Here is a 25447-nt window from a genome sequence, read left to right on the forward strand (position 1 = left end):
TCATGGAAACGACATCGGCCCTGCAGCGGGTTCACACCGCCATCATCGGTGCAGGACATGCGGGCGTGGAGTGCGCGTGGGCCCTGCGCGCGGCGGGGGTGGACGGCGACGTGGCGCTCTTTGGCGCCGAAACGCATGCACCCTACGAACGGCCGCCGCTGTCCAAGGCCCTGCTGACCGGTTCGACCAGCGCCGAGCGCATCGCGTTGCGCGCGGGCAGCGCCTACGAGAAGTCGCGCGTAATCGTGGTGGCGGGTGACCCGGTGGCGGCCATCGATACTGCGGCGCACACGCTGCGCACGGCATCGGGCCGCGTCGTGGCGTATGAGCATTGCGTGCTTGCCACGGGCGCCAGCGCTCGCGGCATTGCCGACGTGGCGGGCGAACAGGTGTTCTCGGTGCGCGGCCTGGACGACGCGCACCGGCTGCGCGAGGCGCTGCGTCCGGGCATCCGGCTGCTGGTGGTCGGCGCCGGATATCTGGGACTGGAAGCGGCCTGCTCGGCGCGCAAGCTGGGCGCGCAAGTGCTGGTGCTGGAGCAGGGCGGCAACGTGATGGCGGGCAAGGTGTCCGAGCCCACGGCCACGCGGCTGGGCGACCTGCACCGCGAGGCCGGCATCGAGATCCGCCACGGCGCTGCGGTTCAGCGCTGGGAACGCACGGCATCCGGATGGCGCGCGCATCTGGCAACGGGCGAGGCCATCGATGCCGACCTGGTGCTGGTGTCGATTGGCGCGGTGGCCGAGACGTCGCTGGCCGAGTCGGCGGGACTCATCTGCCTGGACGGCGTGGTCGTGGACGAATGCTGCCGGACGTCGGCGCCCGACGTCTATGCCATCGGGGACTGCGCCAGCGCCTTTCGGGGCGAGCTGCAGCGCTATGCCCGGATTGAAAGCGTGCAGAACGCGCTGGCACAGGCGCGCACGGCGGCCGCCGCCATCGCGGGCAAGGCGCCGCCCGCGTCGCGCCCGCCGACGTTCTGGTCCGAACAACAGGGTCGCCGTCTGCAGATGGCCGGACTGGTCGATCCGGCCGTGCCTTGCCGCGATGTATTGCTGCCCACGGCCAAGGGATGGCTCGTCGAGCGCTATCAGCACGGCCGTCTGGCCGCGATCGAGGCGGTCGATAGCCCGGTGGAGTTCATCAAGGGCGTGCCGCGCATCGGCGCGCCCGAAGTGGCTGCGGCCACGGCGTGATCAAACCTTCTGGAGACAACATGCCCGTTGCGATATTTGAACTGCCCGATGGCGCCGAACAGGTGCTGGATGTGCCCGATGACTGGTCGCTGATGGAAGCCGCGCGGCGCGATGGCCTGGAAGGCATCGTCGCCGAATGCGGCGGCGGCGCCATCTGCGGCACCTGCCACGTGCAGGTGGATGCCGATTGGCACGCGCGGCTGGAGCCGCCCGGCATGGCCGAGGAAGCGTTGCTGGAAGTGGTGCCCGAGCGCTGCCCGACCAGCCGCCTGTCCTGTCAGGTCATCATGACGCCCGAACTGGACGGCATCCGCGTGCGCGTGCCGTCATCGCAGCTCGAGCTGTAGCCAGCGCTCCCGAACCCCAAGGAGCAACCGCATGGCCGACAACAAATCCATCAACCTCGTCGATCTGCAACCCGGCGTGCGCGTGCGCATGGCGGGCGGCGCGTTGGCCGAGATCGTCGAGAACCCGCAGGACGGCTTCTGGCTGATTGTCCGGTACCTGGACCATCCCGCCGAACCCGCGCTGGTCGACGCCGGTGAGCAGCAGGTGTTTGCCACCGACGTCGAAGCAATCGAACCCTGAACCCTCTGGAGCCCCCATGAATCAAAAACCCAAAGTCATCGTCTCCGCACCCGTGCCACCCGATCTGCGCGAGCAGCTAGCCGCGCGTTGCGAAATCGTCGAAGTGCCCACCGGACAGAATCCGGCCGAGGTGCTGGGCGCGGATGCGCGCGCGAATATCGAAGGCATGGTCTGCACGGTGCGCACCAAGGTCGATCAAGCCTTGCTGGACGCCTTGCCCGCGCTGAAGGTCAGCTCGAACTTCGCCGTGGGATTCGATAACGTCGATCTGGCGGCCGCCACACAGCGCAAAGTGCTGATCTGCAACACGCCCGGCGTGCTGGATGGCGCGGTGGCCGACGTGACGATCGGCCTGATGCTGTGCCTGTCGCGCAATCTGGTGGCGGGCGACGCCTTCGTGCGCAGCGGCGCCTGGACCAAGGGCGCGTTCCCGCTGACGCGGGACATCCGCGGCAAGACGCTGGGACTGCTGGGCATGGGCCGCATCGGCCGTGTCGTGGCCCGCGCGGCGCAGGCCTTCGACATGAAGGTCATCTATCACAACCGCCGCGAAGATCCACAGGCCGAAGGCCTGGCCACCTATGTCGAGCGCGACGAACTCTTCAAGTCGTCGGACGTGCTGAGCGTGCACATCCCCCTGTCCGCGGAAACACGCCATTCCATCGGCAAGCGCGAGCTGGGCTTGATGAAGCCAACGGCCTACCTGATCAACACGGCGCGCGGCCCGGTCATCGACGAGGCGGCGCTGATCGAAGCGCTGCGCGCCGGCACCATCGCGGGTGCGGGGCTGGATGTGATGGAGCAGGAACCCCTGCCGGCCGACAGCCCGCTGTGCGCCTTGCCCAACGTGGTGCTGCAGGCACACGTGGGCAGCGCCACGCACGAGACGCGGCGCGCGATGATCGACCTGGCGGTGGCCAACCTGATGGATGCACTGGGCGGAAAGGCGCCGCAGGCGATGGTCAACCCCGAGGTCTGGCAGGCGCGCGCCTGACGCGTCCGCCAGGCAAAGCAACGGGCCAATGAACGAAGGCCCGCAAGGTGGGGCCGCCTAGGTGGGGCCGTCGAGGTGGGGCCGCCGAGGCAGCCCCGCCTTCGCGGCCCCTTATCCCTGTTTCCCGCCGTAATCCACCACGATCCCCGCCTGCTGCGCGACCTCGGTCCAGCGCTTGAGTTCCGCCTTGGAGAACGCCTGGAACTGCGCCGCGTCGCGCAGCTTGGGTTCGAAGCCGGCGTTGATGATGCGGGTCTGGTATTCCGGCGCGGCCAGTCCCGTGACGATGGTGTTGGACAGCTGCGCAATGATCGCCGGATCAACCTGTGCGGGCGCATACATGCCCAGCCAGCTCGTCACGTCGAAGTCCTTCATGCCCTGTTCCTGCATGGTCGGCACGTTGGGCAGCTGGCGCGCGCGGTAGGCGCTGGTCACAGCCAATGCCTTCAGACGCTTGCCGTCCACCATCGGCAGCGTGGGCGGCAGGTTCATGAAACAGAGATCCAGGTCGCCATTGGCCGTCCCGACCAGCGCCTCGCTGGCGCCCTTGTACGGCACATGGTCGAACTTCAACCCGGTGCGCATGGCAAAGAGCTCGGCCGTCATCTGCGACGAACTGCCGACGCCGTTGCTGCCATACAGCGGCTTGCGCTTGGTGGAGCGCAGGTGTTCGATCAGTTCAGGCACCGTGTTGGCGGGGTGGTCCACGCGCACGACCAGGGCGTTGACGAACTCGGCCACCTGAGCGATGGGAAGAAGCGCGGTGGGGATGTCGATCGGCAGGCCGCGCAGCGTGGCGGGCGGCAGCACGTTGTGGCCCAGGCCCCCGGTGGTGAGGGTGTAGCCGTCAGGCCGTGAGGCAGCGGCCGCCTGCATGCCGATGACCCCGCCCGCGCCGGCGCGGTTTTCGATCACCACGCTCTGGCCGTACTTGGCGTAGAGCAGGTCGCCCACCAGCCGTCCTGCAAGGTCGGTGGCGCTGCCTGGTGTGGAAGAGACGATGATCTTGATGACGCGGGACGGATACGGCCCGCTCTGTGCCCAGCTTGCGCCGGTAAGGTGCAGGCCGGCGGCGGCCCCCATCAGCTTCAACGCACTACGACGTTTCATGACGACTTCCCCTTGGGTTATAGACCTACTGCTTCACGTGCTGCTCCAAAAATGTGATCCGAACTTTGTACGATAAACATATTTCTCGTACGGTACGGGCCACGCGAGAGCACGCAAATTGCGGCTTACCCTAGGGGAGTCGTTTTGGGCCTTGCGGCCCGGTTATCAGCGCACCGGCCAGCCGTACATCAGCCCGCCGTTGCGGTACGACGCATTCAGCCCGCGCTCGAGTTTCAACGGGCTGTTCGGGCCCAGGTTCTTCTCGAAGCTCTCGCCATAATTGCCGACGGTCTTGATGATGTTGTAGGCCCACTTGTCATCGACGCCCAGGTTCTTGCCCATGCCCGGCGTCACGCCCAAGAGGCGCTGGATGTTCGGGTTGGTGCTTTTCAGCATCTCGTCCACGTTCTTGGACGTGACGCCGTATTCCTCGGCTTCCAGCATGGCGTTCATGGTCCAGCGGACCAGGTTGAACCATTGCTCGTCGCCCTGGCGAACCATCGGGCCCAGCGGTTCCTTGGAGAAGTTCTCCGGCAGGATGTCGTACTTTTCCGGATTCTCCAGGTTGCTGCGCGCGGCGGCCAATTGCGACTTGTCGCCGGTGAAGGCGTCGCAGCGGCCCACGGCGAAGGCGCGGATGATCTCGTCCAGGCGCTCCACGACGACCGGCTTGAAGTTCACGTTCTGCGAGCGGAACCAGTCCGCGAGGTTCAGTTCGGTGGTGGTGCCGGGCTGCACGCAGACGGTGGCGCCTTCCAGTTCCTTGGCGCTCTTCACGCCCAGGGACTTGTTCACCATGATGCCCTGGCTGTCGTAGTAGTTCACGCCCACGCCAATCAGGCCCAGCGTCGTGTCGCGGGTCAGGGTGAGCGTGGTGTTGCGGGTCAGGACGTCGACTTCGCCGGATTGCAGGGCGGTAAAGCGCTGGACCGCGCTGATCGCCTGGATCTTGGCCTTGGAGGCGTCGCCGAACAGGGCGATGGCCAGCGCGCGGCACAGGTCGACGTCAAGGCCGATCCAGCCGCCCTTGCTGTCGTTCACGGAAAAGCCCGCGACGCCCGTGGATACGCCGCAATGTACGAAGCCCTTGCTCTTGACCGCCTCGAAGGTCGCGCCGGCGTGGGCGGTCCAGGACGAAATGAACAAGGCGGTTCCTGCCGCAGCCAGTTTGAGTGCTTTCATGGTGTCTCCGCGCCGCATGGCGCATGTTTATCGTTCAGCCGAAGGCTGAAGTGCGGCGCATAGTACCAGTGGGTCCGGGAGGGAGAATCAGGGAATTCCCGTTAAATCCGGGAGGCGGAATTTGATGGGGATAGAATCGGGCATGCCCGGCCTGCCGCCTGCTTCTCGGCCGCCAGCGGCCGGAAAACGCCACACCGCCACGCCAGCCTATGAATCGACATGACGACCCCGCAGGTCCAGACGACCGCCCGAGGCGCCCGTTCGCCTTCGTCAAGGAGCAGTTGCACGGCACCTGGACCGAGCTGACCCGGGTCAATGCCAGCGACCGCCGCTGGGAAATGCCGCTGGCCGCCGCGCTGTCGTCCGGTCTGCCGCTGATGGTGGGCGCGTATTTCGGGCGCATGGATTACGGACTGATGTCCAGCCTGGGCGGCATGGTGTTCCTGAGCCTGCCCAACGCCTCGTTGCAGATCCGCATGATGATGCTGCTGGCGGCATCCTTCGGCATGGTCGCCTGCTATGCGCTGGGCGCGCTGACGCAGTTCTGGCCGACCGCCACGATCGCGGCGCTGACGCTGATCGCGATGGTGGTGAACATGGTGTGCCGCTGTTATCGCCTGGGCCCGCCGGGCAGCCTGTTTTTCATCATGGCCACGGCGATCGCCGCCTACACGCCGGGCACCATCGAAGACGTGCCATTGCGCGTGGGCATGGTGGCCTTGGGTTGTCTGGTCGCCTGCCTGGTGGCCTTTGCGTATTCGCTGCACATGACGCGCGTTGCCCCGCCGCCGCCGCATGTCGAACTGCCCAAGTCCACGTTCGATTTCGTGGTGTACGACTCCGTCATCATCGGGCTGTTCGTCGGCATCTCATTGCTGGTGGCCGAACTGCTGCAACTGCAGCGGCCGTACTGGGTGCCTGTCAGTTGCCTGGCGATCATCCAGGGCGCCAGCCTGCGCGCGGCGTGGAGCCGGCAGATGCACCGCATCCTGGGCACCGCCGTGGGCCTGTGCGTGGCCTGGGCGCTGCTCAGCCTGCCGCTCAATGTCTGGACGCTGAGCCTGGTGATGATGGCGCTGTCGTTCGGCATCGAAACGCTGGTGGTGCGCCATTACGCCAGCGCGGTGGCGCTGATCACGCCCTTGACCATCTTTCTCGCCGAGGCGCCGCATCTGGGGCAAGGCTATCCCGTCGACGTGATCGAGGCGCGCTTCGTGGACACGGCGCTCGGGGCATTCATCGGCGTGCTTGGCGCCGTGCTGCTGCACAGCCAACGCATCCGCCCGACGCTGTCGCGCTGGATGCGGGCGGTGTTGCCGCAGCGGGTGAATTGACCGCCGTCCTGCGCCGGCTGGACGCCGCGGAGGTCGATTTTCCCTGCCGGCTCGGATAGGATGGGTGTTTGCGCAACCTGGAGGCACTTATGGATTGTTCTGTTGAAGGAAAGGTCGCGTTCGCCGACGGTCATTCGTATCACTTCGCGACCGTCGACGCGGCGCTGGCTTTTGCTGAGTGTGTCAAAAGCACCCAGAATCCCGCCCAATGCGCCGCCACGCATGGCAGCACCAGTCAGGTCAAGCTGGAAGACGTCGCCGCGCAGGAAGCAGCGGAGCGGCGCGAACAGGAACCCGGCGCGGGGACTTGAACGTCTTGATGCGGCGCGGGTGTCAGCCCTTCGCGGTCGATTTCGCGCCGGCACTTCGCCGCCGCCCGCGCGGCGGCGCCGCATCATCAGCCCCTTCGCCGGCCAGATACGCCTGCACCAACGTGATGATGCGTTCCGCGGTAGGCGACAAGCTGCGCCGGGCGCGATGGATGACGCTGTAGGTCAGCGGACCTGACGCCGGGTACGGCAGCGGTAATGGCACGAGCGTTCCTTGTGCCAGTTCGGCGACGATGGCCTCGCGTGTGCAGAACAGCACCACGTCGCTTCCCACGGCTACGTCGCGCAGCGCGCTGACGCTGTCGCATTCAAACGCAATCGGCAGTTCATCCACGCCCGCCACCTGATACAGCTTGGCCAGATACTCCCGCGCGCGCTGCGGCAGGTCGGTGGCGGCCAGGCGATATTGCGCCAAGGCGGCGCGCAGCTTGGGTTTTCGCACCGATTGCAGCGGATGTCCGGCCCGCACGAAAAGGCCGCCGTGCTGCGGCGGCAGCGCACGCACGATGAAGTCCGCCGGCGGCGGCAGGCTGTGCGTCACCGCCACGGCAAAGTCCAGCTTGTCCTGCAACAGCTTGTCGAGCAGACGCTGCCAGCTTTCGATCTCGACATGCACGCTCAGGCCGGGATGATCGTGCGCCAGACGGACCAGCAGCGGCGACAGAAACCCCGCCGCCGGAAAGGCCCCGACGCCGAAGCTCACGCGTCCCGTGTCATGGCCCCTCATCAATTCGGCCTCGCGCCGAAGGGCGAGGACATCGCCCAGGATGCGGCGCGAACGATCGAGAACCATTTTTCCCGCCTGCGTCGGCGTCACGCCGATCGACGCGCGATCCACCAGCACCAGCCCCAACGTCTCTTCAAGGGACTGGATGCTGCGCGTCAGCGCCGACTGCGTCAGATGCAGCCGCTGGGCCGCCCGAGAGAAGTGCCGCTCTTCGGCAAGGACGGAAAAGTGCTGGAGCGAACGGATCGTCAGGCCCATGTATTTTTCTCATCGGAATTGCGCCAAATATGCAATTGATTCGGGTCAATTGCAAGACTAAAACAGCTTGACCACGGGTCGGTGAAAACGCTGCAAGAACCCGGGAAAACACGACACAGAGCGCTGCGCGGCCCCGCGACACGCCAACCTCGCAGGAGGAGACAACATGAACCGCAAGCCGATCTTCCATCTGGCGGGCTGGGCCGCCGCGCTGAGCATGCTGGCCTGTACGGCCGCCGTCGCGGCGCCATCCCCGCAACCCGACGCCTGGCCCGCCGCGGGCAAGCCGATACGCATGGTCGTGCCATTCCCGGCGGGGTCGGGGTCGGATTCGCTGGCGCGCATGCTGGCGGCCAAGGTATCGCAGCAGACGGGCGCTTCCGTCATCATCGACAACAAGCCGGGCGCGGGCACGATGATCGGCGCGCAGGACGTGGCGCGCGCCAAGCCGGACGGCTATACGCTGCTGTACACCATCGTGGTCACGCACACGCAGAATCCGCACCTCTACAAAAAGCTGCCGTACGACCCGGTCAAGGACTTCACGCCCGTGTTGCAGGCGGTCAGATCGGCCACCGTGCTGGTCGCCAACAACAACACGCCGTTCTCCACGACGGCCGAGCTGATCGCCTACGCCAAGGCAAATCCCGGAAAGCTCAACTACGCCTCGTACAGCGCCGGATCGACCTCGCACTTGAATGGCGAGATTCTCAAGATGAAGACGGGCACCGACATCGTCCACGTGCCCTACAAAGGCACCGCCGACGCCAGCCGCGCGCTCTTGGCGGGCGACGTACAGGTTTACTTCGACGGCACCGCCACGGCGGTCGAGAACGCGCGTGCCGGCAAGGTCAAGCTGCTGGGCCCGGCCACGGACCGGCGCCTGAGCGTACTGCCAGAACTGCCCACGCTGGAAGAGCAGGGGATCGAGGGACTGAACATCGTCGGCTGGCAAGGCATCTTCGGTCCGGGCGACATGCCGCCCGCACTGGCCGAGCGCGTCGCCCAGGTGTTTCGCGCCGCGCTGGAGACCCCCGAAATCACCCAGACCATCCTGTCGCAGGGCAATGAGGTCAGCGGCGCGGGGCCAAAGGAATTCTCGGCCATCGTGCAGCGCGACAGCGCGCGGTGGGGCGACGTGATCCGCCGGATCGGGCTGGTATTGGAATAAGGCTGAGGGGCCCGCGGGCCCCGGGAGACAACGATGCACGATGTAGTGATACGCGGCGGCACGCTGGTGGACGGTTCGGGCGCCGGCGCCCGGGTGGGCGACCTGGCCATCGACGGCGGGACGATCGTCCAGGCCGGCGGCAAGGCGGGCGCGGCGCGGCGAGAGATCGACGCGGCGGGCGCGCTGGTGACGCCGGGGTGGGTCGACATCCATACCCATTACGACGGCCAGGCGACATGGGATCCGTATCTCAGCCCGTCGACATGGCATGGCGTCACCACCGCCATCATGGGCAACTGCGGTGTGGGCTTTGCGCCGGTCAAGCCCGACCGGCGTGAATGGCTGATCAAGGTGATGGAAGGCGTCGAGGACATTCCGGGCTCGGTGCTGTCGGAAGGCATCGAATGGGACTGGGAGACGTTCCCCGAGTACCTGGACGCGCTGGACCGGCGGCCCAAGGCGCTGGACATCGGCGCGCAGATTCCGCACAGCGCGGTGCGCGCGTACGTGATGGGCGATCGCGCCATTCATCACGACGAGGCGTCTCCCGCGGACCTGCTGGCCATGCGCGAGGTTGTGCGGGCCGCCTTGCAGGCAGGCGCGGTCGGCTTTTCGACGTCGCGGACGTTCCTGCACAAGTACGACGAGCGCAAGTATCCCCCGGGCACATTCGCCACCGGCGAAGAGATCAGCGCCCTGGGATCGGTCATGGGGGAGGTCGGCCACGGCGTGTTCCAGATGACGGCCAACCATCCCGCGATGGAAGGCGAGATCCCCTGGCTGGAACAGCTTGCCCGCCACAATCGTCTGCCGGTGCTGTTCAACCTTCAGCAGACCGACGGCGCGCCAGACGTCTGGAAGCAGATCGTGCGCACGCTGGACAAGGCGCGCGACGAAGGCGTGCCGCTCATGGCGGGCATCAGTGGCCGGCCGCTCGGCATCCTGTTCTCCTGGCAGAGCTCGCTGCACCCCTTCATTGCCCATCCGACCTATCAGGCGCTGCACGCGCTGCCCCTGCCGGAAAAGCTCGCGCAGCTGCGCGATTCGCAGGTTCGCCAAAAAATCATGAGCGAGCAGCGTGGCCTGCTGGACCGCCGGGCCGAAACGCTCTTCAGCAGTTTTCACAAGATCTACCGGCTGGGCCAGGATCCCGACTACGAACCGCTACCCGAAGACAGCGTGGCGGCCATGGCGGCGCGCACCGGGCGCCCGCCGCTGGAGCTGGTGTACGACCTGATGCTGGAGAACGAGGGGCGGGCCATTCTCTATTACCCGTCCTTCAACTACGCCTATGAAAACCTGGATCACCTGCACCAGTTGATGCAGCACGCCAACACCGTGAACAGCCTGTCCGACGGCGGCGCGCATTGCGGCTACATCTGCGATGTCAGCATGCCGACCTTCATGCTCAGCCACTGGACGCGCGACCGCCGCCGCGGCCCGCTATTGCCGCTGGAACACGTGGTTCGCCGGCAAACCCGCGACACCGCGCTGGTCTATGGCTTGCACGATCGTGGGCTGCTGCAGCCCGGCTACAAGGCCGACATCAACGTCATCGATCCCGATGCGCTGAAGGTCCACTGCCCGGAAATGGTCTTTGACCTGCCGGGCGGCGGGCGCAGGCTGGTGCAGCGTGCCGATGGCTACGCGGCCACGCTGGTCGACGGCCGGCCGATCTTCGAACGCGGACAGGCCACCGGCGAGCTCCCAGGCAAACTGCTGCGCGGCGCCGGGCCGCAACGTGGCTAAGCATCCGGGCATTCCCGAATATATTGATTGCACCGATTAATCCACTGGAATTTCTCATTTGTGGCGCAGGATTGCGCTCCCTATGATCGGCAGGGTTGCTTCACCAGCAACCCAAAAATCAAGGGGAAAAAAATGAAGAAGTGGAAACTGGCCGGCGCGGCGCTGGCCGTGCTGTCCTGCGTGGCCACGGCCTCGGGCGCGCAAACCGCCTATCCGAAGGGCCCGGTCACGCTGGTCGTGCCTTTCGCGCCCGGCGGGTCGACGGACGTGATCGGACGGCTCCTGGCCGAGCGGCTGGCGGTGGCCCTCAAGCAGCCGGTGGTGGTCGAAAACCGCTCGGGCGCGGGCGGCAACATCGGCGCGGCCATGGTGGCCAAGTCCCCGCCCGATGGCCAGACGCTGCTCTTTGGCACGACGGGCATCCTGGCCATCAACGAGTTCCTGTACAACAACCCGGGCTACAAGGCCGACCGCGACCTGAAGCCCGTGGTGTACACCGCTTCCATCAGCAACGTGCTGATCGTAAACAACGACATGCCGGTGTCCAGTGTGGACGACCTGATCAAGCTGGCCAAGGCCAACCCCGGCAAGTATTCCTTTGCGTCCTCGGGCGCGGGCAGCTCCACGCACCTGTCGGGCGAATTGTTCAAGAACATGGCGGGCGTGGACCTGATGCACGTGCCGTACAAGGGCAGTGGCCAGGCGCTGGTGGACCTGGTCGGCGGCCAGATCAACATGATCTTCGACAACGCCCCGTCGGCGGTGCCGCTGGCGCAATCCGGCAAGGTCAAGGCGCTGGCCGTCACCAGCACCACGCCGCTGTCGGTGCTGCCGGGGATCCCGCCGTTGACCGAGGCGGGCCTGAAGGGATACGAGTCCCTGTCCTGGACCGGCGTGGTCGCACCCGCGGGCACGCCGCAGGCCGTGGTGGACCGGCTCAACAAGGAGGTCAACGCGATCCTGGCCGACGAGGCCGTGCGCAAGAAGCTCACCGAACTAGGCGCGCAGGCCACGGGCGGCTCGCCCCAGGACTTCACCGCGCACATCGAAGCCGAACGCGCCAAATGGGGCAAGCTGGTAAAGGAAGCGAAGATCGCAGTGCAGTAGCCACCGGCGTGGGTGTCCGGCACCCGTGCAGAAAAGGTGTCTGACACCCCTGCGGCAGCGGTTCAAGATGCAGACCGACTGACGTGGGTGTCAGACACCGGCAGACGCCGCCTTCCTGGTCTTTTTCCCCGACACCTTCACCCCCGCCGGCACCGGCTTTTCGTTGATCACGTCCCGCATGTACTGCAGGAACAGCTCCGAACTTGCCGACAGCGACCGCAGCCGCCGCGTAATCAGACAGACCTCGCGCGACAGCCGGGGCGAACTCAATTCCCGAAACACGAACGTCCCCGGTTCGGTCCCCCGCGTCTGCGGCGGCGCGATGGAACTTGCCGCCAGCGCCGGCAGAATCGAGTAGCGCCCGCCGCCGCGCAGCACGGCGTGTAGCGACGACGTCCGCGACACTTCGTCGTGCTGCTGCTCAAAGAACCCAGTCTTGCCGGCATGCGCGCGCAGGAACGCCCCGATGCCCGTGTCCTCGGTAAACCCCACATATTCCGCCGGATCCAGGTCCGCCCACTTCAAGGGCTTTGCGCCTTGCGCATACGGATAGGACGCCGCGCAGATCACGCCGTAGCGGTCCTCGAACAGCGGCGTGTAGACCAGCTCGTCAAAGCCATGATGCGACGTCGAAATCGCAAAATCGATGTCGCCGTTGGCGATCATCTTTTCCACCTGTTCCGAGCCAGCGTCGTGCAACGAGAACGTAATCTTGGGGTAGGCCTGGCGGAACGCCGCGATGGCGTCGCCCAGGAAGTAGTTGGTGACCGACGCCACCACCGCGATCCGCACATGCCCCTGACGCCCTTGCGACAACGCTTCCAGGTCGCTCAAGGCGCCGTCGAACTGGCTGAGGATGCGCTCGGCCTCGGCCTTGAAGCGCGCGGCCTCCGGCGTCATCGCCACGCGCCGTGTGCTGCGGTCAAACAGCTTGACGCCTACCGCGTCTTCGAACTGCTGGATCGTTGCCGTCAGCGAAGACTGGGTAAGGAACAATTGCGACGCGGCAACGGTGAACGAACCCGTGTTGGCCACGGCGACGAAGCTGCGAAAGTGCCGCAGGGTGATGCTGCGTTTGGCCGTCATGCTCCCCACCGTTTCATATATTGGTGAAACCGAATAATAAGCAAAAACCAACAATTTGTAGTGAAGAAAACCGCGCTCTAGAATTTCCTTCGATCTGGCGCATCGCGCCGTCTCCATCGCACGCAACAGGGAGCGAACTGAAATGAGCGCTGCAGGCGTATTGCCCACATGAGCACACCACAACCCTTGCGCATCCTCATGTCCGCATCGACGCGGGACCGGATCGGCGACGCTATCAGCCAGGCCCTGGACGGGCGCCCCTTCGAGGCCGTCATTGCGGCCCAGACGCACGGCAACGAGCCGGCGGATGTGGATGTCGCATTCATTTCGCGCGACGTGACGGGCCTGTCGACCAAGCATCGCGTCCTGGAACCCCTGGAGGCTTTCTACGTCACGCTGCGCCGGTCGCCGAAGCTGGCCTGGGTGCACGTGCATTCGGCCGGCGCCGACCGCCCGATCTTTGGCGAACTGAAGGCCCGCGGCGTGCGCGTCACGACGTCGTCCGGGGCCAATGCGCAGGTGGTGGCGCAGACGGCGCTGGCCGCGATCCTGTCGCTGGCCCGCGAGTTTCCCCGCCTGTTCGACGCCCAGCGGGCGCGCACGTGGACGCCACTGATCGGTGGATTGCTGCCGCGCGAGCTGGCCGGGCAGACCGCCGTGATCGTGGGATGGGGGCCGATCGGCCAGACGCTTGCCGGATATCTGCGGATGTTGGGCCTGAACGTCATCGCCGTGCGCAGCGCGGCCACGCCGCCCGCCGATGGCATCGAAACCTACGCGTTCGAGGATCTGGCAAGCATCGCCGGACGCGCCGACTGGCTGGTGTTGGCCTGTCCTTTAAGCGATCGCACACGCGGGCTGGTAGACGCGCGTGTGCTCGCCGCCATGGCGCCGCATGCCCGGCTCGTCAACGTGGCGCGCGGCGAGATCGTGGCGGAAGCCCATCTGATCGACGCCCTGCGCGCAAAGACGCTGGCCGGCGCGTATCTGGATGTGTTCGAACATGAACCGCTGGATGCCGAATCGCCGCTATGGACGCTGCCCAACGCATTTGTCACGCCGCATTCGGCGGGCCATTCGGATGGCAACGAGACGCGCGTGGACCGGATCTTTCTTGATTACCTGCGGCAGTGGCGGCAGTAACGCCAGCCTGATTGCCCCCGCACTCCACCTGCTTGCAACCCGTCAATTCCAGGACCTTCCATGATCCAGACCGCCGCGCGCATCCAGCGCATCAAACCCTCGCCTAGCTCGATGGCGGGCCAGCGGGCCCGTGAACTGCGCGCCACCGGCCGAGACATCGTCGCGCTGACGGCCGGCGAGCCCGACTTCGATACGCCCGACAACGTCACGCAGGCGGTCGTGCGTGCGATGGCGCAGTCGCGCACCAAGTACACCGATGTCGGCGGCACGCCCGAGCTCAAGGCCGCCATCCGCGAGAAATTCCGCCGCGACAATGGCCTGGACTACGCTGCCAGCGAAATCATCGTCGGCAACGGCGGCAAGCAGATCATCTTCAACGCGCTGCTCGCCACCGTCGAAGAGGGCGACGAGGTGATCGTGCCCACGCCGTACTGGGTGTCGTATCCCGACATCGTGCTGCTGGCGGGCGGCACGCCGGTCTTCGTGGCCTGCCCGCCCGCGCAGGGATTCAAGCTGCAGCCCGCCGACCTGGACAAGGCGATCACGCCGCGCACGCGCTGGGTGATCCTGAATGGTCCCAATAACCCCAGCGGCGCGGCCTATTCGCGCGAAGAGCTGCTGGCGCTGGCTGAAGTGCTGCGGCGCCATCCGCATGTCTGGTTGATGTCTGACGACATCTACGAGCACATCCTGTACGACGGCCGGCAGTTCGCCACGCTGGCGCAGGTGGCCCCCGACCTGAAGGCGCGCACCCTCACCATCAACGGCGTGTCCAAGGCCTATGCGATGACCGGCTGGCGTATCGGTTACGGGGCGGCGCCGGCCGACCTGATCAAGGCGATGACCAAGCTGCAGTCGCAGAGCACGTCCAACCCGTCTTCGATCAGCCAGGCGGCCGCGCAGGAGGCGTTGTCGGGCCCGCAGGATTTCATGGCCGAACGCACCCGCATCTTCCAGGCACGCCGCGACATGATCGTGGCCAGCCTGAACCGCATCGACGGCATCGACTGCCATGTGCCGGAAGGCGCGTTCTACGTGTTTCCGTCGTGCGAGGGGCTGCTGGGCAGGACCACGCCCGCCGGCAAGCAACTGAAGACCGACGAGGACTTCATCATGTACCTGCTGGACGAGGAGAACCTGGCGGTGCTGCAAGGCGCGGCGTACGGGGTGTCGCCGTTCTTCCGGATCTCGTACGCGGCGTCGATGGAACAGTTGGAAGAGGGCTGCGCGCGCATCAAGCGCGCATGCGCGAAGCTGGGATAAAGGCGATTAGGGCGGGCGGTTGTGGCGGGCAGGGCCCGTCGGCTAGCCAGCCGCCCCGCAATACGGGCAGTCGAACTCACCGGGCTGCGCGGGCGCCATCCGTCCAGCAGCCGGCTTTCCCGACGCAGGCCGCACGTCAGTGGGCATGGCGGCGTCGCCGCCGTGCCCGCCATGAAAACACTCGTGCGCCAGCCACTGGCTTAGCCGTTCGTAGCTTTCCATGTTGCTGCGCCAGTTCGGCGCGCAAAGATAATAGCCAAGCGGGCTTTCAAACGTCCGGTCGAAAATGTCCACCAGTTGCCCGGTGGCCAGTTCCTTTTCGATCAGGCAATGCGGCATCAGCGCCACGCCAAAGCCGGAAGACGCGGCCTGGATAATCATCGAAAACAGATTGAAGCCCGGGCCGAACCGTGCGCGGTCATAATCGCCCAGGTAGGTCGAGAACCAATATTCCCAGGACAGCGGAATCTCGATGTGCTGCAGCAGCGTGCATTGCTTGATGTCTTCAAGGCTGCCGATGGGGTGCTGATCCAGATATTCCCGCGAGCACACCAGACGGGTTTCACGGCCCGTCAGGTATTTGGCGTCGCCATCGTGCCAATCGCCATACCCATATTGGATGGACGCATCGAAATCGAGCTCGGTGCTTTTGTAATCCGCCACGCTGTAGCGCACGAAATTGATGGAAATGTCCGGGTTGACCTCGCGGAACGTCTTCAATCGCGGAAACAGCCATTGCGCCGCAAAGGTGGGCGCGGCCGATACGTTCAGGGATTTTGCCGACTGCTGCGTCGCCATGACCTGCGACGTGGCGCTTTCCAGCGTATGCAGGGCCGGCCGGATCAGGCTGAGATAGGTGGCGCCCATGCGCGTGAGCTGCAGCCCGTTGGTGCCCCGGATGAACAGCGCATGCCCCAGGTAGCTTTCCAGCGTGGCGATATGCCGGCTGATGGCGCTTTGCGTGACAAACAGTTCCTTGCCCGCCTTGGAAAATGACAAGTGCCGGGCCGCCGCGGAGAATGCGTTCAACTCAGAAAGGGTGGGGCAGCGACGTCTCATAGGGGGGTATGAGTAATGCTCATAAGGCTGTTCAAATTTGTGTCGAACGCATAGGGGGAGACCCGGTATCGGACCCCCGAATTGTACCGGTAGAGTTCGGCATGCCGTGATTTCCCGGCGTTTTGAACTGTTTACGTGGTCGATTTATGAAGCCGGTTGTCATCAAGAATTGCAGGATCCTCAATACCCGAACCTTGGCCCTTGAAGCCGCCGCGACCGTGCTGGTCGAGGATGGCGTGATCACCCGCATTGGCGCCGATGAACCGGCTGCCGCGGATGCGCAGGTGGTGGACGCCAAGGGCATGACCCTGATGCCCGGCATGATCGACTGCCACGTGCACGTCGTGGCGTCGTCGTTCAACCTGGGCCGCGTCGCGTCCCTGCCCAACGCGCTGGCGCTGCTGCGCGCGCTGCCCATCATGCAGGGCATGCTAGACCGCGGCTTCACCTCCGTGCGCGACGCGGGTGGCGCGGACTGGGCGCTGGCGCAGGCGGTGCTGGACGGCACCATCGACGGCCCGCGCCTGTTCTGCTCGGGCAAGGCCCTGTCGCAGACCGGCGGCCATGGCGATTTCCGCCAGCGCAACGACGAGCTCGATCCGTGCCCGTGCTCGGTCAAGATCGGCAACATCGGCCGCGTGGTCGACGGCGTGGACAACTGCCGCCTGGCCGTGCGCGAGGAAATCCTGAAGGGCGCCACGCAGATCAAGGTCATGGCGTCCGGCGGCGTGGCCTCGCCCAACGACCCCATCCAGAACCTGGGCTTCTCCGAGGCCGAGCTCATCGCCATCGTCGAAGAGGCCAATAACGCCAACACCTACGTGATGGCCCACGCCTACACCCCGCGCGCCATCACGCGCGCCGTGCGTTGCGGCGTGCGCACCATCGAGCACGGCAACCTCGTCGACCGCGAGGCCGCCGAGGTCATGAAGGAACATGGCGCCTACATGGTGCCCACGCTGATCACCTACGAAGGCCTGGCCAACGACGGCGAGCGCTACGGCCTGCCGCTGGACTCGGTCAAGAAGATCGCCACCGTGCGCACGCAAGGCCTGACCGCGCTGGAGATCCTGGACGAAGTCGGCGTGAAGATGGGCTACGGCAGCGACCTGCTGGGCGAGACCCATTACATGCAGTCCGACGAACTGGTCCTGCGCAGCCGCGTGCTGGGCAATGCCAAGGTCATCCAGCAGGCGACGCTGATCGGCGCCGAGATCCTGAACCAGGAAGGCCTCTTGGGCGAAGTGTGCGAAGGCGCCTACGCCGATCTGCTGCTGATCGATGGCAATCCGCTGGACGACATCGAACTGCTGACCAAGCCCGATTCGATCAAGCTCATCATGAACCGCGGCCTGCTGCACAAGAACGCCTGCTGACGGTCCCCTTCCTTTTATCTCCGGAACTTCCCCATCATGTTTTCCGTATCCGACCGCCTGGAGCGGTTGCCCTTCAGCAGCTTTCATTTCCGGCTGCTGATGATCGGCGGCCTCGGGCTCGCCTTTGAGGCGCTGGACGCCGGCATCATCGCCTTCATCATCCCCTCGCTGCGCACGCAGTGGGGCCTGACCACCGGCCAGATCGGCTGGATCGCCAGCAGCACGTACGTCGGCTTCCTGGTCGGCGCACTGTTCTCCGGCATCCTGGGCGACCGCTACGGCCGCAAGAAGATCATGATGTGGGCGCTGCTGCTGTTCTGCGTGGCCACGTTCGTCAACGCCTTTGCGCGCAACTATCACGAGTTCTACATCCTGCGCATGATCGCCGGTATCGGCATGGGTGCCGAAGGCGCCATCATCGCGCCGTACCTGGCCGAGTTCGTCAGCAGCAAGTACCGCGGCCGTTTCACCGGCGCGCTGGCGGGATTTTTCTCGTTCGGCTTCGTGATGTCGGCGCTGCTGGGCTACTTCATCGTCCCGATGAGCGACGACGGCTGGCGCTACATCATGATCATCGCTTCGGTGCCGGTCGTGTTCCTGCTGTGGTGGCGCAAGTCGCTGTTCGAGTCGCCCCGCTGGCTTGAACACACCGGCCAGACTTCCGAGGCCAACCGCATCTGCGAAGCCATCGAAGCCGAAGTGCAGCAAAGCACCGGCCGCCCGCTGCCCACGCCTGTCGCCACGCGCAAGGCTGCGTCCTCGCCCGCAGACCAGCAGACCGCCATGGCCAAGCTGGCGTCGCTGTTCTCCAAGCAATACCTGGGCACCACCGCGCTGGTGTGGGTGTTCTGGATCACCGTGCTGTTCTGCTACTACGCCTTCCTGGTGTGGATCCCCAGCCTGCTCGTCGAGCGCGGCTTCACCATCACCAAGAGCTTCTCGTACACGATCCTGATCTACCTGTCGCAGATCCCGGGCTACTTCTCGGCCGCGTACTTCAACGACAAGATCGGCCGCAAGTACACGATCCTGGCGTACATGCTGCTGTCGTGCCTGTCGGCGCTGGGCCTGGCGCTGGCTAGCGGCGAGCATCAGATCATCATGCTGAGCATGCTGCTGTCCTTCGGCATGAACGGTGTGATCGCCGGTCAATACACCTACACCGCCGAAATCTATCCCACGTCGATCCGCGCGACCGGCATGGGCGCGGCCTCCGCCTTTGCCCGCATCGGCTCCATTGCATCGCCCACCATCGTTGGCGTGGCATATCCGGTTCTGGGCTTTGCCGGCGTGTTTGCCATGATGACCGCGATCCTGCTGGTCGGCGGCCTGGGCATCCTGTTCTACGGCAAGAACACGCGTGGCGTCGTGCTCGAGGAAATCAACGCATGACCAAGGCCTCCGCATTCAACGCGTTGGCTGGCCACGCCCGCGATCTGGCGCTGGCCGGCGACCGGCAGGCGCAGTGGGGCGTGATCTCCAACCTGCTGCAAGACTGCTTTGGCCACAAGCTGTTCACGGCGCTGCTGTACTTGCAGGACCACAAGCTGATGAAGCGTCTGCACACGTCGGACGACACCATCAGTCCGCTCGGCGGCTTCAAGGCCACCGGCAACGGCCCGTGGTCCCGGCTGGTACTGGAAGAAGGGCGCTTGTATGTCGCCAGCAACGAGGACGACGTGCGTACCGTTTTCTCCGAAGCGCCGATGCTGATCGAGCGCGGGCTGCAGTCGGCGTTCAACATCCCGGTGCGGCACGCGGGGCGGGTGATCGGCTCGCTGAACATGCTGGCCGCGCGTCATGCCTATGACGATATCGATCCGGATCTGGCGGCGGTCGTGGCTGGGTTGTGCGCGCCCGTGTTCATCGAAGCGATGCAGGACGCGGCGTCCGCGGCAGCTAGCGTGGACCGGTCCGCGTTGGACAGCGTGTGAGCCGCGTAATTTGAGTATCCGTCCCTGTGCGGGACGATGTTTGCGGGCCGCTTTTAAAGCGGCCCTTTTTTCGTCCGGAAACAGGGACAGCCCCGGTTTTGCACATTGTTGCGGGAACTGGTCTGAATTGTTGCGTGTTACCGCGTTTTTGCAAGAGGGGGAGCGAGCTTTAGAAGTCTTTCGATGTGCGAGCTTGCGCGACGTCAAGAGAATGGACGCTTTTTTTCGTGGCGGTTCGGCGTTGCTGCACTTGGCTGGCATCTGGCTTTTCGCATCTCCGAGGCCGCGCACGGGTTACGGAGCTTGCAATGCATTTCCCCCTTTCCCCGGTTGTCGCGGCGATTCTCGCCGCCACGATCCCGGCCTTTCCCTTGATGGTGTTGGCGGCCCCGGCAGCGCCTATCCTCATTGATGATCCGGAAGGCAACACGTCGATGGAGGTGTTCCCCGGCGCGAGCATCATGGTCAACACCGGAGACGCAATCCGCGTCAATAACCTGGGCAACAGCGTCTTCGTCAACGGCATCACTGTGACCGCGGAGGCAGACGCCCGAGGTGCGCATGCCCAAGACGGTGGCTCGATCACGATCGTGGACAGCACGATCCAGACGCAAGCCGGGCCTGCATTGTCCGCGTCCCTGGAAGATAGTTTTGTCCACGCCGGCATTTCCCTCATCTCCTCGGAGGCAACGGCCGTGCTTGCGACCGATGCGGGCCGCATCAATCTGCTTGGCGGAACCGTGTCGGGATCGGGCGGGTTCCAGGGGACCGTCCGCGCCTCCGATGGGGGCGTCATCACGGCAAGTGACCTGGAGATCAAGAGCATTGATCGCAATGGCGTCAACAACTATGGCGTGCGCGTCCAGTTTGGCGGGCGCGTCGAACTGTCCAACGTCATCGTGTCCAGCGTGGATGACATGGGCGTGGCGACGGGGGCGGACCTGTCGGTGCAGGACGGCACGCTGTTGCTGACCGACAGCCACGTCAAGGCGGGCGGCACGGAAAATGCCACGGCGGCATCCATGCATATCTCGCAAAATGCCATCGTCACCGTTCAAGGAAGCACCATTGAAGGCCAGATATCCGTTATCGATGGTTCCAGCCTGACCATGACGGATACGGTGGTTGCCGGTCCGCATTCGGTGGACTTCGGCGTTCTTTTGTATAACGAGTCGACGCAAACCGGTGCGTCGTCGGCGTCTTTGACGAACGTGACAATCGGCAGCGAAGCCGTCGCGTTCAACGAGGGCGTCACGGTGATGAACAACCATGCGATGACCGGACAGAACCTCGACATCCGTGCGAACTTGTATGCGATCCGAAGCCGCAATGGGGCGGTACAGATTGAAGGCGGGACCTTGCGCGGAAGACGGGCCGGCCTGTATGCGCACTCGACCGATGACACGGCGACAACAACGATCGATGCCGTGGGAACGCATATCCTGGCCGAAGTCATGAATGGGGTAGGCGTGAGTGCCAACCATCGTGGCACGCAAGTGACATTGGACGGCGTTACCGTGGACGTGTCCGGCATCACGGGCGCAGCGCTTCGGGCAACCGACGAGGCACGCATCGACGCTGTCAATTCACAGTTGAACGGGCAATCCACAGGCTCGATCGGCGTGCAGATGCTTGGAAACATCGGCGCCGGCGACACGGCAGTTTCGCTGAGCGGCACGCAAGTCATCATGACCGGTCAGAACGCAAACGGCGTGCAGAGCGTGCGCTACGAGCCGCAGGGCGCCAACTCGCTCGTATTGGCGGGCGGCAGCAACCTTCAGACCCACGATGGGGTGGGGTTTCTCGTCAGGGGCGGAGACCACGACATCACCGTCCAGAACGCGACCGTGGTGGCCCGAGCCGGCGGCGACGAAGCCAGCGGAATCCTGCTTAGAACGCAGGCGACCCCCAGCGCGGGAATCGTCCCCGGGCAACCGTACCAGACGCAACGCGTCACCCTGAACGCCATAGGCGCGCTCATGACGGGCGACGTGTTGACCGCCGACAGCGGCCGCGTCGACATTGGCCTGGCCAGCGGCACTGAGTGGACCGGCGCGGTGCGCGCGGGGCAGGGTTCGGTGGACAGCGTCGAGTTAGACGCCAGCAGCGTTTGGAACGTGCGCGGCGATTCAGCCGTCAAGACCTTGACCAACGCGGGTGTCGTGCGGTTCGTGTCTCCCGGTGCGCAATCCGGATTCAAGACGCTTACCGTCTCCGACTACATCGGCGGCGGCACCTTGGTCATGAATACCCAGCTGGGCGACGATACGTCCCTGACCGACCGGCTCGTCGTGGACGGCGGCGCGGTCACGGGCACCACCGGGCTGCATGTCTTGAACGCCGGCGGCGCAGGCGCGTTGACCACGCAAGGCATCCGGCTCGTGCAGGCCACCAACGGGGCCACGATTTCAGGCAATGCTTTTTATCTGGACGCCAACTCGACTGGCTACCGGCCCTCAACCATCAGCCTCGGTTTGAATGGCTACGACTATTTCCTGGTTCAGGGCGGCACGGGCGGCGTGGCGTCCGATTGGTATCTGACGTCGACGACGCCGCCGGAAGAAGGCGGCGCCACGGATCCGGGCGGTCAGACGCCGCCCGGAAGTGGCGTTGAAACGCCACCTGGCAGCGGCACTGAGACGCCTCCCGGCAGCGGCATTGAGACGCCTCCTGGCAGCGGCGTTGAGACGCCTCCGGGCAGCGGCATTGAGACACCGCCTGGCAGCGGCACCGAGACGCCGCCGGGCAGCGGCACTGAGACTCCTCCCGGCAGCGGTATCGAGACGCCTCCCGGCAGCGGCACCGAGACGCCTCCTGGCAGCGGCACTGAAACTCCGCCGGGTAGTGGCCCCGACACGCCTCCCGGCAGTGGCGCCGGCACGCCCGGTTCTGCGCCGGGCAAGCTGCAGAATGTCTCACCGGAAAACGGTGCGCATATTGGCAATCAGGTCGCGGCGACCCGGATGTTCGTGCATCGCCTGGCGGATCGGACCGTGGCGCAAACGTCGGCAGGTCAATCTGCGCCCGCCAGTGCGTCCCGGCAGGTGTGGGCGCGTACCGAGAGCGCGCGGCACACCGGCATGAAACTTAACGAAGGTCAGGTAAGCATCGACACCGACACCGCCATGCTGCAGATGGGCGCCGACCTCGTGAGCACGCGGCTTGGTCAGCAGGGCGTCCTCAAGGCAGGGGTCATGGCCGGCGCGGGCGAGGCGCGCACGAACGCCACGTCTCAACTCATCCACCCGGGCACTGGCATGGCGCTGCGTGCCGATGCCCGAGGCAAGGTCACCGGGTATTCGGTGGGCATTTACGCCACCGCTTACGCCGACGATGCCACCCGCTTGGGCGCGTACGCCGATTCGTGGTTGCAGTTCGGCCGCTATTCCAACGAGATCAGTAGCGAACTGGGCTCGGCCCGATACCGTTCGAACACCTGGACGGCGTCGGTGGAAGCGGGATACGCGTTCAAGCCCTTCGCCGCCGATTCCGCGTTGGGTGCGATGGTCGTCGTGCCGCAAGCGCAACTGGCCTACACGCGATACGACGCCCAGGACGCTGTGCTGCCCAGCATGACACTGAAAAACTCACCCGCCAGTTCAGTCACTTCGCGCGTGGGTGTCCGCGCATACCCGCTTGGCAACGACGCCGCCACGTCCCCGGTGCGGCCTTACGTCGAAGCCAATTGGCTGCACAACTCGGGCAGCGCGAAAGCCAACGTGGGCGCATCGACCTTCCAGGCAACGCCCATGCGCGACGCCGCGGAACTGCGAATCGGCGTGGCAGGCAATGTCCGCGAGTCGTGGCAGGTAAGCGGCGAGCTGTTTGGCCAGGCTGGAAACGGCGGTCAGCGGGGCTACGGCGGCATGCTGAACGTCGGGTATCGCTGGTAACCACAAGCCGCGCAGGCCGCGCGCCATGCGGGCGGCCTTTGCCAGCCGGGGCTGTCTGCGCTCCCACGTCAGGCACCCCGGCGATTCACGCTGCGCGCTTGTTGAAGATCACCAGCGACACGCCGGTCAACACCAAGGCCGATGCCGCGATCAGCAACGCGGTCATCGGTTCCTCCAGGAACACCGTCCCGCCCAGCGCCGCCAGCACAGGCACGCTGAGCTGTACGGTGGCGGCGCGCGTCACGGTCAACTGCTTGAGCGCGGCGTACCAAAGGATGTAGCCCAGCCCCGAGGTCACCGCGCCAGAGGCCACCGCATAGGCCGCGCCGGCGGTATCGAACCGAACATGGGAGGCGGCCATTTGCGCAAGTAGCAGCGCCGCCGCGACGGGCGCTGCCCGAATGAAATTTCCCGCCGTCGCGGCGGCCGGGTTCTTTGCGCCTCGGCCCAACAGCGAATAGATGCTCCATGCCACCCCGGACAGGATCATCAGCAATCCGTAAAACACCGGTGGCGCATTGGCGCTGGGCCACATCAACGCGACGAGTCCGGCAACCGCCAGCGCCGTGCCTGCCCATTGCATCGCCGCCAACCGTTCCCCGGCCAGGAGGCCATACAGAATCATGCTGATCTGGATCGCCCCGAAAAGCAGCAGCGCACCCGTGCCCGCAGGTACATGCGTATAGGCATACGAGAAGGCGAGCGCATAACCCACCAGCGCCAGCGCGCCCGCCCACGTGCCTTCGACACGCCCGGTCTGCCGGCGAAGCGCCAGCAAGAAGCACAGCATCAGGGCGCCCGACACGATGCGGATGGCGAAGAAGGTGGTGGGATCAATGGCAGTCTGCTTGAGCGCCACCCGGCAAAGCAGCGAGTTGCCGGCAAAGGCCAGCATGGCCAATAGGGTGAGCGCGAAGAGGCGGAAGGTCATGGCGAAGGACGCGGCAAGCCTTGGGGTACCAGTCTTCAGTGGGAACGGCTTACGGCTATCGTACGCCTGGCGAGAGGCCGGCTCTACGTGCGCCGCCGCAAACCGCTGCCGCTTCCTTTACTGCGCGGCCTGGGCGGCCTCGCGAAAGCGCTGCACCAGCGCGGACCCATCCTCCGAACGATACGCCAGCAACACCTGGCTTTGCGCATCCGGCGTGTCCAGCTCGCGATAGGCCACGCCGGGAATGCCCGTCTTCATGTAGGTGTCGGGCAAGATCGAGATGCCCATCCCCGCCGCCACCAGGCCGATGATCGTCGCACCTTCGCGCGCCTCCTGGCCCACTTGCGGCGCGAAGCCCGCCCGGCTGGCCAGCACGCCAACGTGGTCGAACAAGCCGCAGCCCAGCCCGCGCGGAAACAGGATGAAGGACTCGTCCGCCAGGTCGGTCATCGACAACGGCGCGTTGCGGCGCGCCAGCGGATGCGATTGGGGCAGCGCGGCCACCAGCCGGTCGGTCCACAGCGGCAGCGTCGCGATATTGGGCGGCGGCACGAACAGGATGGACGGACGCAGAAAGCCCACGTCGATGTCCTTGGACGCCAGCGCGCGCAGTTGCTGTCCGGTGGATTGGTGGCTCAGGTCCACACCCACGCCCGGAAAATCCGTGCGAAAGGCGTGCACGATGCGAGGGAACGCGTCGAACATCGGCACAGACGCCGTGAATGCCACGCGGATCTCGCCGGTTTCACCCAGCGCGGACTGCCGCACGACCTCGCCCGCGCGTTCCAGATGCGCCAGCGCGCGGCGCGCCTGATCCAGAAACAACGCGCCCGCCTGCGTCAGTTCCACGCTGCGGCTTGTGCGCGTCAAGAGCGGCGACCCCAGCTCTTCTTCCAGCGCCTTGATCTGCAGGCTGAGCGGCGGCTGGCTGACATGCAGCCGGCGCGCGGCCTGGCTGAAGCTCAGTTCCTCGGCGACGGCGACGAAGTAACGCAGTTGGCGAAAATCCATATCGAT

The 25447-nt window shown here is 65.5% G+C and carries 22 protein-coding genes; 15 read left to right on the forward strand and 7 right to left on the reverse strand.

Annotated elements, in window-relative coordinates:
- The first annotated feature begins 2 nt into the window (after nucleotides 1-2).
- Genes FBY20_RS13770 through FBY20_RS13785 form a run of 4 tightly spaced genes read left to right on the forward strand, consistent with a single transcriptional unit; the run spans nucleotide 3 to nucleotide 2778 of the window.
- Nucleotides 3-1196, forward strand: coding sequence for an FAD-dependent oxidoreductase (locus FBY20_RS13770; RefSeq protein WP_255452337.1), 1194 nt, complete (start codon nucleotides 3-5; stop codon nucleotides 1194-1196).
- Between the two features lie 20 nt (nucleotides 1197-1216).
- Nucleotides 1217-1543, forward strand: coding sequence for a 2Fe-2S iron-sulfur cluster-binding protein (locus tag FBY20_RS13775; RefSeq protein WP_056324760.1), 327 nt, complete (start codon nucleotides 1217-1219; stop codon nucleotides 1541-1543).
- A gap of 31 nt (nucleotides 1544-1574) precedes the next feature.
- Nucleotides 1575-1784 (forward strand): hypothetical protein, encoded by a 210-nt coding sequence (locus FBY20_RS13780; RefSeq protein ID WP_056324762.1) that lies wholly within the window; start codon nucleotides 1575-1577, stop codon nucleotides 1782-1784.
- Nucleotides 1785-1800: 16 nt separating this feature from the next.
- Nucleotides 1801-2778, forward strand: a complete 978-nt coding sequence (locus FBY20_RS13785; protein WP_056324764.1) for a 2-hydroxyacid dehydrogenase — start codon at nucleotides 1801-1803, stop codon at nucleotides 2776-2778.
- A 111-nt stretch (nucleotides 2779-2889) separates the two neighbouring features.
- Here FBY20_RS13785 and FBY20_RS13790 read toward each other — a convergent pair whose 3' ends face one another.
- Both FBY20_RS13790 and FBY20_RS13795 read right to left on the reverse strand, forming a co-directional pair.
- The gene (locus FBY20_RS13790) at nucleotides 2890-3888 is read right to left on the reverse strand and encodes a tripartite tricarboxylate transporter substrate binding protein (protein WP_056324767.1); all 999 of its coding nucleotides are present in this window, start codon (nucleotides 3886-3888) and stop codon (nucleotides 2890-2892) included.
- A gap of 165 nt (nucleotides 3889-4053) precedes the next feature.
- Complete coding sequence (locus tag FBY20_RS13795) at nucleotides 4054-5070, reverse strand: amino acid ABC transporter substrate-binding protein (protein WP_056324770.1); 1017 nt, start codon at nucleotides 5068-5070, stop codon at nucleotides 4054-4056.
- A gap of 209 nt (nucleotides 5071-5279) precedes the next feature.
- Here FBY20_RS13795 and FBY20_RS13800 point away from each other — a divergent pair, with 209 nt between their 5' ends.
- Together FBY20_RS13800 and FBY20_RS13805 are read left to right on the forward strand one after the other, a co-directional pair.
- Entirely contained in the window at nucleotides 5280-6404 is a 1125-nt protein-coding gene (locus FBY20_RS13800) for an FUSC family protein (protein ID WP_142052772.1), read from the forward strand.
- Between the two features lie 68 nt (nucleotides 6405-6472).
- Entirely contained in the window at nucleotides 6473-6715 is a 243-nt protein-coding gene (locus tag FBY20_RS13805) for a hypothetical protein (protein ID WP_226847303.1), read from the forward strand.
- Between the two features lie 22 nt (nucleotides 6716-6737).
- Here FBY20_RS13805 and FBY20_RS13810 read toward each other — a convergent pair whose 3' ends face one another.
- Nucleotides 6738-7718: a LysR family transcriptional regulator gene (locus FBY20_RS13810; RefSeq protein WP_142052775.1), complete on the reverse strand. Its 981-nt coding sequence runs from the start codon at nucleotides 7716-7718 to the stop codon at nucleotides 6738-6740.
- A gap of 166 nt (nucleotides 7719-7884) precedes the next feature.
- Here FBY20_RS13810 and FBY20_RS13815 point away from each other — a divergent pair, with 166 nt between their 5' ends.
- The 3 genes from FBY20_RS13815 to FBY20_RS13825 all read left to right on the forward strand — a co-directional run bounded on the left by FBY20_RS13815 (nucleotide 7885) and on the right by FBY20_RS13825 (nucleotide 11745).
- Nucleotides 7885-8889, forward strand: coding sequence for a tripartite tricarboxylate transporter substrate binding protein (locus FBY20_RS13815; protein WP_142052778.1), 1005 nt, complete (start codon nucleotides 7885-7887; stop codon nucleotides 8887-8889).
- A gap of 33 nt (nucleotides 8890-8922) precedes the next feature.
- Nucleotides 8923-10638: an amidohydrolase family protein gene (locus FBY20_RS13820; RefSeq protein WP_142052781.1), complete on the forward strand. Its 1716-nt coding sequence runs from the start codon at nucleotides 8923-8925 to the stop codon at nucleotides 10636-10638.
- Nucleotides 10639-10770: 132 nt separating this feature from the next.
- Nucleotides 10771-11745 (forward strand): tripartite tricarboxylate transporter substrate binding protein, encoded by a 975-nt coding sequence (locus tag FBY20_RS13825; protein ID WP_056324785.1) that lies wholly within the window; start codon nucleotides 10771-10773, stop codon nucleotides 11743-11745.
- Between the two features lie 90 nt (nucleotides 11746-11835).
- On the opposite strand, the gene FBY20_RS13830 is transcribed toward FBY20_RS13825, so the two are convergent.
- Complete coding sequence (locus FBY20_RS13830) at nucleotides 11836-12831, reverse strand: LysR family transcriptional regulator (protein WP_142052784.1); 996 nt, start codon at nucleotides 12829-12831, stop codon at nucleotides 11836-11838.
- Nucleotides 12832-12999: 168 nt separating this feature from the next.
- On the opposite strand from FBY20_RS13830, the gene FBY20_RS13835 reads away from it, so the two are divergent.
- Together FBY20_RS13835 and FBY20_RS13840 are read left to right on the forward strand one after the other, a co-directional pair.
- Nucleotides 13000-13974 carry a D-2-hydroxyacid dehydrogenase gene (locus FBY20_RS13835; protein WP_142052787.1) on the forward strand — a complete coding sequence of 325 codons (975 nt, stop codon included), beginning with the start codon at nucleotides 13000-13002 and terminating at the stop codon, nucleotides 13972-13974.
- 60 nt (nucleotides 13975-14034) lie between these two features.
- Nucleotides 14035-15237, forward strand: coding sequence for a pyridoxal phosphate-dependent aminotransferase (locus FBY20_RS13840; RefSeq protein ID WP_142052790.1), 1203 nt, complete (start codon nucleotides 14035-14037; stop codon nucleotides 15235-15237).
- A gap of 42 nt (nucleotides 15238-15279) precedes the next feature.
- On the opposite strand, the gene FBY20_RS13845 is transcribed toward FBY20_RS13840, so the two are convergent.
- Nucleotides 15280-16266: a LysR substrate-binding domain-containing protein gene (locus FBY20_RS13845; RefSeq protein ID WP_142052793.1), complete on the reverse strand. Its 987-nt coding sequence runs from the start codon at nucleotides 16264-16266 to the stop codon at nucleotides 15280-15282.
- Between the two features lie 176 nt (nucleotides 16267-16442).
- On the opposite strand from FBY20_RS13845, the gene FBY20_RS13850 reads away from it, so the two are divergent.
- The 4 genes from FBY20_RS13850 (at nucleotide 16443) to FBY20_RS13865 (ending at nucleotide 23499) form a co-directional block, all read left to right on the forward strand.
- On the forward strand, nucleotides 16443-17672 hold the full coding sequence (locus FBY20_RS13850; protein WP_062841225.1) for an amidohydrolase family protein: 1230 nt from the start codon (nucleotides 16443-16445) through the stop codon (nucleotides 17670-17672).
- A 36-nt stretch (nucleotides 17673-17708) separates the two neighbouring features.
- Nucleotides 17709-19064 (forward strand): MFS transporter, encoded by a 1356-nt coding sequence (locus FBY20_RS13855; RefSeq protein ID WP_056324799.1) that lies wholly within the window; start codon nucleotides 17709-17711, stop codon nucleotides 19062-19064.
- The gene (locus FBY20_RS13860; RefSeq protein ID WP_056324802.1) at nucleotides 19061-19606 is read left to right on the forward strand and encodes a GAF domain-containing protein; all 546 of its coding nucleotides are present in this window, start codon (nucleotides 19061-19063) and stop codon (nucleotides 19604-19606) included. Before FBY20_RS13855 ends, FBY20_RS13860 begins: the two co-directional genes overlap by 4 nt.
- A gap of 308 nt (nucleotides 19607-19914) precedes the next feature.
- Nucleotides 19915-23499, forward strand: coding sequence for an autotransporter outer membrane beta-barrel domain-containing protein (locus tag FBY20_RS13865; protein WP_142052796.1), 3585 nt, complete (start codon nucleotides 19915-19917; stop codon nucleotides 23497-23499).
- An 85-nt stretch (nucleotides 23500-23584) separates the two neighbouring features.
- Here the strand turns inward: FBY20_RS13865 and FBY20_RS13870 are convergent, their stop codons facing one another.
- Both FBY20_RS13870 and FBY20_RS13875 read right to left on the reverse strand, forming a co-directional pair.
- Nucleotides 23585-24430, reverse strand: coding sequence for a DMT family transporter (locus FBY20_RS13870; RefSeq protein WP_142052799.1), 846 nt, complete (start codon nucleotides 24428-24430; stop codon nucleotides 23585-23587).
- A 117-nt stretch (nucleotides 24431-24547) separates the two neighbouring features.
- Nucleotides 24548-25441: a LysR family transcriptional regulator gene (locus tag FBY20_RS13875; protein ID WP_056324810.1), complete on the reverse strand. Its 894-nt coding sequence runs from the start codon at nucleotides 25439-25441 to the stop codon at nucleotides 24548-24550.
- Nucleotides 25442-25447 lie beyond the last annotated feature (6 nt).

It is taken from the genome of Achromobacter sp. SLBN-14 (genome assembly GCF_006715415.1).
GTDB classification, from domain to species: domain Bacteria; phylum Pseudomonadota; class Gammaproteobacteria; order Burkholderiales; family Burkholderiaceae_B; genus Achromobacter; species Achromobacter mucicolens.

Coding starts and splice junctions, on each gene's coding strand:
- FBY20_RS13790 (WP_056324767.1), bottom strand. CDS start 3,888: ATGAAACGTCGTAGTGCGTTGAAGCTGATGGGGGCCGCCGCCGGCCTG.
- FBY20_RS13800 (WP_142052772.1), top strand. CDS start 5,280: ATGAATCGACATGACGACCCCGCAGGTCCAGACGACCGCCCGAGGCGC.
- FBY20_RS13860 (WP_056324802.1), top strand. CDS start 19,061: ATGACCAAGGCCTCCGCATTCAACGCGTTGGCTGGCCACGCCCGCGAT.
- FBY20_RS13770 (WP_255452337.1), top strand. CDS start 3: ATGGAAACGACATCGGCCCTGCAGCGGGTTCACACCGCCATCATCGGT.
- FBY20_RS13820 (WP_142052781.1), top strand. CDS start 8,923: ATGCACGATGTAGTGATACGCGGCGGCACGCTGGTGGACGGTTCGGGC.
- FBY20_RS13785 (WP_056324764.1), top strand. CDS start 1,801: ATGAATCAAAAACCCAAAGTCATCGTCTCCGCACCCGTGCCACCCGAT.
- FBY20_RS13865 (WP_142052796.1), top strand. CDS start 19,915: ATGCATTTCCCCCTTTCCCCGGTTGTCGCGGCGATTCTCGCCGCCACG.
- FBY20_RS13810 (WP_142052775.1), bottom strand. CDS start 7,718: ATGGGCCTGACGATCCGTTCGCTCCAGCACTTTTCCGTCCTTGCCGAA.
- FBY20_RS13815 (WP_142052778.1), top strand. CDS start 7,885: ATGAACCGCAAGCCGATCTTCCATCTGGCGGGCTGGGCCGCCGCGCTG.
- FBY20_RS13875 (WP_056324810.1), bottom strand. CDS start 25,441: ATGGATTTTCGCCAACTGCGTTACTTCGTCGCCGTCGCCGAGGAACTG.
- FBY20_RS13855 (WP_056324799.1), top strand. CDS start 17,709: ATGTTTTCCGTATCCGACCGCCTGGAGCGGTTGCCCTTCAGCAGCTTT.
- FBY20_RS13835 (WP_142052787.1), top strand. CDS start 13,000: ATGAGCACACCACAACCCTTGCGCATCCTCATGTCCGCATCGACGCGG.
- FBY20_RS13825 (WP_056324785.1), top strand. CDS start 10,771: ATGAAGAAGTGGAAACTGGCCGGCGCGGCGCTGGCCGTGCTGTCCTGC.
- FBY20_RS13850 (WP_062841225.1), top strand. CDS start 16,443: ATGAAGCCGGTTGTCATCAAGAATTGCAGGATCCTCAATACCCGAACC.
- FBY20_RS13830 (WP_142052784.1), bottom strand. CDS start 12,831: ATGACGGCCAAACGCAGCATCACCCTGCGGCACTTTCGCAGCTTCGTC.
- FBY20_RS13870 (WP_142052799.1), bottom strand. CDS start 24,430: ATGACCTTCCGCCTCTTCGCGCTCACCCTATTGGCCATGCTGGCCTTT.
- FBY20_RS13775 (WP_056324760.1), top strand. CDS start 1,217: ATGCCCGTTGCGATATTTGAACTGCCCGATGGCGCCGAACAGGTGCTG.
- FBY20_RS13780 (WP_056324762.1), top strand. CDS start 1,575: ATGGCCGACAACAAATCCATCAACCTCGTCGATCTGCAACCCGGCGTG.
- FBY20_RS13840 (WP_142052790.1), top strand. CDS start 14,035: ATGATCCAGACCGCCGCGCGCATCCAGCGCATCAAACCCTCGCCTAGC.
- FBY20_RS13795 (WP_056324770.1), bottom strand. CDS start 5,070: ATGAAAGCACTCAAACTGGCTGCGGCAGGAACCGCCTTGTTCATTTCG.